The 9289-nt window shown below is 71.1% G+C and carries 9 protein-coding genes; 5 read left to right on the top strand and 4 right to left on the bottom strand.

Going from position 1 to position 9289, the window contains the following annotated elements; translation table 11 throughout:
* Nucleotides 1-35 precede the first annotated feature (35 nt).
* The gene (locus AB0B28_RS05220; RefSeq protein WP_360116777.1) at nt 36-494 is read right to left on the bottom strand and encodes a GNAT family N-acetyltransferase; all 459 of its coding nucleotides are present in this window, start codon (nt 492-494) and stop codon (nt 36-38) included.
* Nucleotides 495-1053: 559 nt separating this feature from the next.
* Here AB0B28_RS05220 and AB0B28_RS05215 point away from each other — a divergent pair.
* Nucleotides 1054-2127, top strand: a complete 1074-nt coding sequence (locus AB0B28_RS05215; protein WP_360116774.1) for a PP2C family protein-serine/threonine phosphatase — start codon at nt 1054-1056, stop codon at nt 2125-2127.
* 218 nt (nt 2128-2345) lie between these two features.
* On the opposite strand, the gene AB0B28_RS05210 is transcribed toward AB0B28_RS05215, so the two are convergent.
* Nucleotides 2346-2492: a hypothetical protein gene (locus tag AB0B28_RS05210; protein ID WP_360116771.1), complete on the bottom strand. Its 147-nt coding sequence runs from the start codon at nt 2490-2492 to the stop codon at nt 2346-2348.
* 625 nt (nt 2493-3117) lie between these two features.
* Here AB0B28_RS05210 and AB0B28_RS05205 point away from each other — a divergent pair.
* The gene (locus AB0B28_RS05205; protein WP_360116768.1) at nt 3118-4956 is read left to right on the top strand and encodes an acyl-CoA dehydrogenase; all 1839 of its coding nucleotides are present in this window, start codon (nt 3118-3120) and stop codon (nt 4954-4956) included.
* 50 nt (nt 4957-5006) lie between these two features.
* Here AB0B28_RS05205 and AB0B28_RS05200 read toward each other — a convergent pair whose 3' ends face one another.
* Together AB0B28_RS05200 and AB0B28_RS05195 are read right to left on the bottom strand one after the other, a co-directional pair.
* Nucleotides 5007-5336, bottom strand: coding sequence for a hypothetical protein (locus tag AB0B28_RS05200; RefSeq protein ID WP_360116765.1), 330 nt, complete (start codon nt 5334-5336; stop codon nt 5007-5009).
* Between the two features lie 21 nt (nt 5337-5357).
* Complete coding sequence (locus tag AB0B28_RS05195; RefSeq protein ID WP_360116762.1) at nt 5358-6908, bottom strand: hypothetical protein; 1551 nt, start codon at nt 6906-6908, stop codon at nt 5358-5360.
* Between the two features lie 192 nt (nt 6909-7100).
* On the opposite strand from AB0B28_RS05195, the gene AB0B28_RS05190 reads away from it, so the two are divergent.
* The 3 genes from AB0B28_RS05190 to AB0B28_RS05180 are packed head-to-tail and all read left to right on the top strand — an operon-like array spanning nt 7101 to nt 8971.
* Nucleotides 7101-7418 carry a hypothetical protein gene (locus AB0B28_RS05190; protein ID WP_360116759.1) on the top strand — a complete coding sequence of 106 codons (318 nt, stop codon included), beginning with the start codon at nt 7101-7103 and terminating at the stop codon, nt 7416-7418.
* Nucleotides 7419-7427: 9 nt separating this feature from the next.
* The gene (locus AB0B28_RS05185; RefSeq protein WP_360116756.1) at nt 7428-8579 is read left to right on the top strand and encodes a hypothetical protein; all 1152 of its coding nucleotides are present in this window, start codon (nt 7428-7430) and stop codon (nt 8577-8579) included.
* A gap of 2 nt (nt 8580-8581) precedes the next feature.
* Entirely contained in the window at nt 8582-8971 is a 390-nt protein-coding gene (locus AB0B28_RS05180; RefSeq protein ID WP_360116753.1) for a hypothetical protein, read from the top strand.
* The last annotated feature ends 318 nt before the right edge of the window (nt 8972-9289 follow it).

The following is a 9289-nucleotide window of genomic DNA, read 5'->3' as shown; positions in this document are numbered from 1 at the left end:
CGCGGCTCTAGAAAATAGGATATATCCTATAGGATTTACGTTGCCTGAGCTGCCTCGGGGTTCGCCTCGACCTTGCCGCCGAGCGGCTTTCCCAGGTGCAGCGAGCCTGCTTCGTTCGCGTAGAAGCCGAACGGGGCCACCGGTTCGTAGCCGATCGCGCGGTACATCGCGATCGCCTCGGGCTGCTCGGGGCCGGTCTCCAGGATGATCCGCGCCCGGCCCGCTTCGGTCGCCGAGGCCTCCACCGCCGCCACGATCGCTCGGGCCAGGCCCCGCCTCCGGGCGTTCTCGCGCACGTAGACGCGCTTCATCTCGGCGTCCTCGCCGTGGCCGCGCCAGCCGCCGCAGCCCAGCGGTTCGCCCGCCTCGTCGTAGGCGACCATGAAGTCGCCGCGCGGCGGATCGAAGTCGCCGGTGCCGAGCTCGGTCTCGTCGCCGCTGCCGTAGCGGCGGACGTACTCGGCTTGAATCTCCGCGCAGAGTCGCTGCGCCACAGGGCCATCGAACGGGGTCCGCGAAATCGTGAACTTCACAGGCCAACTTTCGCACGCCGCCCGCGCCCCGCGCCAGCGCGATTGGTCACGTCCCTACCCGCCGGCCGGTACGCCGCCGAGGCCGCGGCAGTGTCGCATTCATCCCGTATCGCCGCCGGAGAACGATCTGACACCGTACGAACAGATGAGTCCGGACCACCCGTTCGGCGCTCCCGGCCGCCCGAAAGCACAGACTTCGCCGTCACCCGTGCGGCGGTGTCCTCCACGCCCGGTCAAGGGTCGGCGACCATTACGATCTTCACATCGGCGATGGTCGAATCGGGTCCGGCGCTCCGGGCACTCCATCGACGAAGGTCGAAGTCCGGTGCCCTGATCCCCGCCCGCTTCGCCCTGACCGCTTGCTGACGCGACGCTCCCCTCCGGCTTCGGCCGGTGCGTCCGGGGCCGGGGGACCCCGCCCTGAACGGGAACTCCAGCGAAAGCGAAGGGACCCCGGCCGCGATCCGGTAGGAAGGAGGCATTCACTCACATGCGCACGACGCTGCGTCGGAAGCCGAGCATGGCTCGTGCTGACCGGCTGACCGGTTTCTCCACGCCCTCGGTGCGGTCCGCGTTCACCGCGGCCTTCGCCGTGGTGGTGGTCCTGGTCGGGCTGCGCCTGGCCGTGCACGACGACTCGCACGCGGTCTCGTGGCTGGCCCTGCCTCCCCTGGCCGCCTCGGCCTTCCTGCCTTGGCGGTGGGTTTCGGGCATCGGCGTGGCGAGCATGCTCGCGGCCTTCGGCTACCTGTGGGTCCTGCACGACTTCTCGCTGACCGGGGTCGCCGTCCACGGTGTCGACTTCCTGGTGGTGGCCGTGTCGGTGGTGATCTCCGCGGCGGTGGCGATCGTGCGCGAGAGGGACGACGACCGGCTCCGCAAACTCACCCAACTGGCCTCGGTGGTGCAGCAGGCGATCCTGCGCCCGATCGGGGAACGCATGGGCCCCTTCGACATCGCGGCCCGCTACGTCTCGGCGCGGTCGGGTGCGGAGATCGGCGGCGACCTCTACGAGGCGCTCGGCACCGAATACGGGGTCCGGATCATCATCGGCGACGTGCGAGGCAAGGGCCTCGACGCGGTGCGCCTGTCTTCGACGGTGCTCGGCTCGTTCCGGCATGTGGCCTTCGAGCGCTCCGACCAGCGCTGCATGGTCGCCGACCTCGACCACGCCGTGGCCCGCAACGCCGGTGACGAGGACTTCGTGACCGCGATCCTGCTCCAGGAGCGCGGCGGCACGCTGGAGATCATCAACTGCGGCCACCCGCCGCCGATGCTGGTGCGCGACGGGGTGGCGACCTACCTCGAACCCGACTCGATGGCCCCGCCGCTGGGCCTTGGCCCCTCGGCTCGCGAGATCACGCTGCGGCTCCAGCCGGGCGACCGGATCTTCCTCTACACCGACGGCCTGGCCGAGGCGCGCAAGGACGGCGAGTTCTTCCCGATCCGCGAACGCGCCTGGAGCCTCATCGGCCACGGCAACGTGGGCGACGGCCTCGCTTCGCTGGAGACGGCCCTGCGCCGCTGGGTGGGCGGCCCGCTCACCGACGACATCGCACTGCTCCTGCTGGACTACAGGCCCGAATCGGACTGAGCCGACCTGGGCGAGGCCGGATCGGCGTCGTCGCCCTGAACCGGCTCGGCGCGGACGGCGCCTGATCGGCCCGGCCTCTCGACCGAGTCGGCTCGACCCGGCGCGGACGGCGACGGATCTCCCCGATCCGAATCGAGCCGACGGGCTCGGGTGAAGCCCAACCGGCTCGCTCCGAATCGGCCCGGGCCGCGAACTCGACGCTGCCCGGACCTGCGGCTTTAGTGCTCGATCATCTCGGCGGCCGGCCCAGAAGCCTGGGCGGGCATGCGGAAGACTCGTTGGAGGACTGGCTTGGCCCGGCGATGGCGGCCCACGTAGGCGGGCTTGGCGCGGGCGGCGAATCGGACGGCGACGGCGCGGATCATGGGGGGCTCCCTGGTTCCTGGTCCTGTTTCCCGGTGGCGATCGGTGGTGTTGTGTGCCGCAGTGGTGCGGTGCGACGGTGTTGGTGTTACGGGCGTTGGTGGTGTTGTCTTAAACGTTACGGGCCGGGTATGACATTCCGCCCGCGAATTGTGATTCGCGGTCCTGCTCGGGACGATCCGGTTCCTTCCACCCCGCCCGCGCGTCTGCCGTCGCACAAGCGGTCTGTTGCACGGTTCAACGAGGCACGGGTGCGCAGGTTACGGCGTGTCTCGAATTTCCGTCACGCTCACCCGATCGAAGGACGCCGGGCGCCCTACTCCCCAAGTCGACGCGCCCCCGGCCCGCCCATGACGCCGAATCGAGGAGCGATCTCGAATCGCCCGGCCCGTGCGCCCGCTCCGTCGAACACCTCGGTCCGCCCGCTCACGCCCAACGGTCAGACGCGACCCCCGCCCGCCCGGCGACGCGACTCCAACCCCGCCGAATCCGCCCGCGACACGCTGCCCGAACGCTGGCTGTGAGGCGTTCGACCCCGATAGCTTCGTCCTGGAAGCGCGGGAAGCTTGAGGTACTTACTCGCGGGTAATATGATGGTGGTTACCACCGAGTAATGGAGGACCCGCAATGACGCACTTCCGCCACAACCTCCGAGACCTGGAGTTCAATCTCTTCGAGGTCTTCGGGGCGGACAAGATTCTCGACCACCCGAGCTTCGCCGACCTGGACCAGGCCACGGCCCGCGAGATCCTGGCCGAGCTGGCGCGCCTGTCAGAGGAGGAACTGGCGGCCAGCTTCGTCGACGGCGACCGCAACCCGCCCGTATTCGACCTGGCCACCAACTCGGTGACCCTCCCCGAATCGTTCAAGAAGTCCTACAAGGCCTTCATCGACGCCGAGTACTGGCGCCTGGACCTCCCCGAGGTCCTCGGCGGCACCGTGGCCCCCCGCATGCTCTGGTGGTCGCTCGCCGAGCTCGTGCTGGGCTCCAACCCGGCCCTGTGGATGTACGCCGCCGGCTCCTCGTTCGCGCACAGCGCCTACCGCGAAGGCACCGACGAGCAGAAGGAATGGGCCAAGCTCTTCGTCGAGAAGGGCTGGGGCGCCACGATGGTCCTCACTGAGCCCGACGCGGGCTCCGACGTCGGCGCGGGCACCACCAAGGCCTACAAGCAGCCCGACGGCTCGTGGCACCTCGAAGGCGTCAAGCGGTTCATCACCTCGGGCGACCAGGACATGACCGACAACATCATCCACTACGTGCTCGCGCGCCCGGTGGGCGAAGAGGGCGTCGGCGGCCCCGGCACCAAGGGCCTGAGCCTGTTCATCGTCCCCAAGTACGAGTTCGACCCCGAGACCGGGGAACTGGGCGCGCGCAACGGCGTGAACGTCACCAACATCGAGCACAAGATGGGCCTGAAGGTCTCGGCCACGGCCGAGCTCACCTTCGGGGACAAGTCCCCGGCCAAGGGCTGGCTGCTCGGCGAGAAGCACGAGGGCATCCGCCAGATGTTCCTCATCATCGAATACGCGCGGATGATGGTGGGCACCAAGGCCATCGCCACGCTCTCCACCGGCTACCTCAACGCGCTCGACTACGCCAAGAGCCGCATCCAGGGCGCCGACCTGCTCCAGTCGACCGACAAGACCGCGCCGCGCGTGCCGATCATCAAGCACCCCGACGTGCGCCGCTCGCTGCTGATGCAGAAGAGCTACACCGAGGGCCTGCGCGCGCTCGTCTCCTACACCGCCTCCTGGCAGGACAAGGCGGCGCTGGCCGAGGCCGACGGCGACGAGGACGCGGCCGAGACCGCGAAGAGGATCAACGACCTGCTGCTGCCGATCGTCAAGGGCTGCGGTTCGGAGCGGGCCTACGACCTGCTGAGCTCGGAGTCGCTCCAGACGTTCGGCGGCTCGGGCTACCTCCAGGACTACCCGCTGGAGCAGTACGTCCGCGACGCGAAGATCGACACGCTCTACGAGGGCACCACCGCGATCCAGAGCCTGGACTTCCTGTTCCGCAAGATCATCAAGGACAACGGCGAGGCGCTCATGGCCGTCGCCTCCGAGATCATGGAGTCCACTCAGGAAGGCCACGAGTCCCTTGAGGAGGTGCGCGGGAAGGTGCTGCGCGCGCTCGGGGACGTGCAGGGCATCCTCGAAGCGCTCCAGCCGGCGCTGATGGGCCCGGCCGAGGGGGAGCCGCGCGAACTGTACAAGGCCGGGCTGCACTCGCGGCGCCTGCTGCTGGCCGTCGGCGACCTCCTGGTCGGCTGGCTGCTGCTGCGCCAGGCCGAGGTCGCGCAGGGCAAGCTCGACGACGGCGCGGACGACGACTTCTACCGCGGCAAGGTCGCCGCGGCGACCTTCTTCGCCAAGGAGGTCCTGCCCCGCCTGACCGCCGACCGCAAGATCGCCGAAGGCGCGGACCTGACCGCGATGGACCTGCCCGACGAGGCGTTCTAGCGAACCGAGACGGCCTGGTCCCCGCGATGCGGGGACCAGGCCGTCGTCGTCTACGCCTCGGGCGGATTCGGCGCGAACGAGGCGCCGAACTCCATGAAGAACGTCTCGTCCTCGCCGCTCTCGGCCTGCGCCAGCGCCGATTCCATGCCGTGCAGCGTCCCCCGCAGGAACTGGAGGTTGCGCCAGGTCGCGGTGTGGAACCGCGCGTACTGGACCGCCGCGTTCTCGGCCGCGCCGGGGGCGACCCCGAACGCCGGTGCGCGGCTGAGGGTCCCGGCCGACAGCACCGGCAGGACCTCGTTCTCCAACTCGTCGATCAGCTCCAAGAGGAACTCCCGGTACTCGGCGATCGACGCCGAGTCGAACACGCGCTCTCCCATGTCTCTCCTTCGCTGACGCGGTCAGTTGTGCGGGTCGTCCTTGGGCGCGACCCAGCCCCACACGTTGTCGGTCTCGCGGCGGGCGAGGTTCTCGGGCGCCTTGGCCTCGGTCTCCTCCTCGTCCTTGGCCGGGGCCTTGCCGCCCTTGGCACCCGGTTGGCCCTGCGGGCCGAACAGGCCGCCGCGCGATCCGCTCGCTGCGTTCGTTCCCGACGTCGGCGTCGGCGTCACGGCCGGGCCGAACAGTCCTTGCGGCGTGGCCATCGCGCCCGGTCCCACCGCGCCGCCCAGGCGCCCGCCTCCGCCGCCCGCACCGAGGCTCCCGCCCCCGCCCGGGACGGTGCCATAGCCGCCGCCGCTGGCGAGGCCGCCGGTCTGCGAACCGTCGTCTTCGTCGTCGTCCCAAGGGTTCTCGTCGGCCTCGTCCTCGGTCTTCTCCGTGGCCGCCGCGGTCCCGTCCCCGCCCGGCGGGACCGGGCTCGGGTCCATCGTGGTCTGCGGCGAGACCGGCGGCGAGGGGAACTCCGGCTCCGGCGCAGCGAGATCCATATAGGACACGTCGGCGCCGCTGGGGAACGGCCGGTCCTCGCCGGTCGTCTGCACCGCCGCGAGCTCCGCGCTCTGACCGGTGCGCTTCTCGGCGATCGACTCGTCGATCGCGGCTTGGCGCTCCACGTACGCCGCCAGCTCGGCCGCGACCCGCTCGCCGAACACGGTCTTCGCCTCCTCGCTCGCGAGCGCCCGCACCTCCGAGACCAGCGTGCCCAAGCCCAGGAGCCCGGCGCCGACCTTCTCCTCCACGAACTCGCGCACCTCCCCGGCCAGGCCCGCGTCGGCCCCGGCCAGTTCGAGCGCCTTCTCGGCCTCCTCGCAGGTCATGGTGATGCAGTCCCCGTGCCACCACGCGGGCCGCACGTGCAGCGCCTTGAGGTTCGACCACTCGCCCTCGGTGCCCACCATCGGTGCGGGGTAAGGGATCTCGCCCGAGTCACCGCCCTGGAGGGTGTAGATCGCCGACTCCCGCTGCTCCAATTCGGCCACAGTGGACTCGATGTCGTCGATCGCGCCCTCCGCGAGCGCCCGCGCCTGGTCGGCCATCGCAGCGAACGCGTCGAAGTCCTCACCGGCCCAGCCTTCGGCCAGCGCCGCGAGCTTCGACTTGAGCCGCTCGGGCCACGACCCGATCCGGCCCCCCACCTCGTCGGTCCAGCCACTGCGCAAGCGCTGCAACGAGAACGCGTCCGCGTCGGCCGGGCGCACGGCCGCGACGGCGGCCCGGAAGTCCTCCTCGGTCGGGTAGGCCATGCCCTCGCAGCGCGGTTTGAAGCGGTGCAGCTGGCCCTCGACCGGGACGGCCGAGGCCAGCTGCACCCAGTCGGCTTCGGCCGGGTGCGCCGCCGGGTGCGGGCAGTCCCCCGATGAGCAGCCCGCGCGATCGGTGCCGGTGGCCTGGGTGTCGCCGAAGGCGAGCGTGAACTCGAACTGCGGCAGCTCCAGCGAGGCCTCGAACACGAAGCCTCCCTCCGCAGCGCTTCCCGCGTCGTCGTCGGCCGCGAACAGGTCGTCGGTCATCGGCAGCGCACCTCCCTGATCCGGGCCCGGGGCCCGCTTCCTGATCCTGTGCGCCCCATGGAAGCCCGCATCGTCACGAATCCGTCATGGCGCGTGAGGCGGCCGGGCGGGACCGACCCGTGACGGCGCGCGGGAGAGTACGCGCATCGCCGCCGGGCGATCGCCCCGAGGGCGTCAACGAAGGAGGAAGCCATGACCGTGCACATGGACGTCGAGGACGTGCGGTCGGGCGGGACCGGCCTGCGCGACATGGCCGGGAACGCGCAGAACGCGTCCCGACGGGTGGAGCGCCCGGCGGCGTCCGCCGCCGACCGCAACCCCGGCTTCGCGACCGGCGAGGCCGGGCGGCGCTGGCAGACCGCGCTCGCGGCCGTGACCGCCGCGGTCGAGAGCCGCCTCGACTGGCAGGGCGAGCAGGTCGTCGGCAGCGCCGACGACGTCGACACCGTCGACAAGGAGACCCAGTCCCGCTTCAGCGGCATCCAAAGCGACCTGCCCTCGGGCCGATAGGAGAATCCCATGCCCACGTACGAGCAAGTGATGTCGGGCGAGCCCACCGAGTTCATGGGCTACGCCATGGAGGTCACCGCCGCGGCGGGCGACCTGGCCGCGCACCAGACCGACTACGGCACCAAGGTCACCGAGCTCAACGCCCACTGGCAGGACGCGGCGAATGAGGCGTTCAACGCAGAGGTCGGCACCGTCAACGCCCACATCACGCAGGTCATCGGCGAGATCAACGCCGCCGCCACTACGCTCCAGGCCGCCGGGTCGGAGATGTTCAGCGTGCGCGCGGGGATGCAGCTGACCGAGGCGTTCCTCAAGGGCAAGGGCTTCGACGTCCTGCCCGCGCCGCTGGTGGCCGTGAGCGCCGCGCAGCACGCCCTGATCGCGCAGCTGGGCCCGCTCGGCGGGTTCCTGGAAGCCGCGCTCCAGGCCGAGGCCGCGGCCGGGACGGCGCAGCTCCAGTCGGCGCTGGGCCTGCTCAACGCCGCCGACGCCGCGGCGGGCGCGGTCCTCAACGCGGTCGCCGAAGCGTTGCAGCCCTTGGAGGACAAGCGGGGCGGGGCGACCAGCCCGCAGCTGACCGGGGACAGCGTCGAGACCCCCGAGGAGGAAGAGGACGCCGCCGAGGAAGAGCAGGAAGAAGAGGAAGAGGAGGAGAAGACCCCCGAGGAGGAGGCGCAGGAGGAGGCCGAGCAGCGCCAGGAGCAGAACCCCACGGGCGAGGACATGCAGCAGCCGACGATGCCCCAGGACCCGTCGGGCCTGGGCGACATCGGGCAGCCGGACCTCCCCGAGTACGACAACCCTTGGGACAGCAGCGAACTCGACGCCGACGACCTCACCGGCGGCTTGGCCTCCGGCGGCGGGCTCGGCACGGGCGGCGTCGGTGGCGGCGTCGGCGGCCTGGGCTCCGGCGGCCTCACTTCCGGTGCGGGCGTCGGCCCCCAGGGCGGCATGGGAGGAGCGACGCTCGCGGCTCCCACGGCCCCCGCGGCGGCCGGGGCCGGGAGGCCCGGCGGCGCGGGCGGCATGATGGGCGGCGCGGGCGGCGGCGCTCGGGGCGCGGGCGGCAGCGACAGCGAGACCGAGCGCGAGTCGAAGCTCCTGGAGGACCCGGACGAGGACGTCTGGGGCATCGGCTCCGACGACGACCCATACGCGTAGCCATGTCGAATCCGAAGGTGCAAGGGACGGTAGCGAAGACGATCGTCGTGCTGTTCGGTCTCGCGATCGCGGGCGTCTCGCTCGCGTGCATGCTCGGGACGCTCGGCGGTGATGACACGGTCAGGTGCGGCGGACTCGAGATGGAGGAGGGCGACAAGTGCGTCTATGTCAACTCCGGAGGTTCCAACTCCTACGAAGAACAGGCCGATGCGAATTCGCGCGGTGACTGGTTGTTCATCGTCGGTGGCGCCTGCGGCATCCTCACGGGTCTGGCGATCACGGTCGCAGGCTTGATCGTGAGTTCCGCGGAGCTCGCGCCGGGAGGCGAGCGAGCGGCGCGGCGAGGGCAGCGGGGCACGGAAGGCGAGCGAAGCGGCGAGGTGGGACGGTAGGCGGGTAGCGCGGAGGGCGCGCGAGGTGCGTGAGGCGGGGCTGCGCGGATTGGCGTGGGGGGCTTGCCCACCCTTGGGTGGGTAAGCCCCAATCTCCCAGCCGGGTACGACAGAAACGCCCGGGTTTCGACGCGGTCGTGTCGAGCATCACGCGGCGGTCTGCGGCGCGCGCGTGTTCGCACTACCGGCGCTGTTCGCGACCGGCCATGCTTTCGCCTCGCCGCCTCGCCGCCTCGCCGCCTCGCCGCCTCGCCGCCTCGCCGCCTCGCCGCCTCGCCGCCTCGCCGCCTCGCCGCCTCGCCGCCTCGCCGCCTCGCC

The sequence above is a fragment of the Glycomyces sp. NPDC046736 genome, assembly GCF_040645615.1.
Taxonomy (GTDB): Bacteria; Actinomycetota; Actinomycetes; order Mycobacteriales; family Micromonosporaceae; genus Glycomyces.
This window is presented reverse-complemented; position numbering and strand designations above follow the sequence as displayed.